The following is a 367-nucleotide window of genomic DNA, read 5'->3' as shown; positions in this document are numbered from 1 at the left end:
CTGCTCCCAGACTTCACCCTGATGGCTTTCAGCGCCGCGGTTGGGCCGCCGCGCATTCGAACCGTCGCAAAAGCCCTGTTTTTTCTGGGTGTCGCGTAGCCCTTTATTGGGAAGGCCGTCTTGGTGGGGTCCGGCTTGAGGGCTTCGTGCCTGCGGTGATCACGCCGGAAATGTCGCGCGTGGAGAACCCTGGGGCTTCTCGTGGGCGGATGGAGGTCGTGAGCACGAACGGCCGGCGCGTCATTGTCCATCGCGATGTCGACGTCGATGCGCTGCTACGGATCATGCGCGGGCTGGAGACGCTGCGATGATCCCGATCCCGACCGGTGTTCGGGTGTGGCTGGCGACGGGCTATACCGACATGCGA

At 64.0% G+C, this 367-nt stretch carries 1 protein-coding gene; it reads right to left on the bottom strand.

The window, feature by feature from the left end:
* Positions 1-103: 103 nt before the first annotated feature.
* A partial coding sequence (locus CEV33_RS24760) for a hypothetical protein (protein WP_208620140.1) occupies positions 104-367 on the bottom strand: 264 nt, incomplete at its 5' end.

The organism is Brucella grignonensis, from assembly GCF_002252505.1.
GTDB classification, from domain to species: domain Bacteria; phylum Pseudomonadota; class Alphaproteobacteria; order Rhizobiales; family Rhizobiaceae; genus Brucella; species Brucella grignonensis.
Note: the sequence above shows the minus strand (reverse complement) of the source record. Positions and strands in the feature narration are given on the sequence as shown.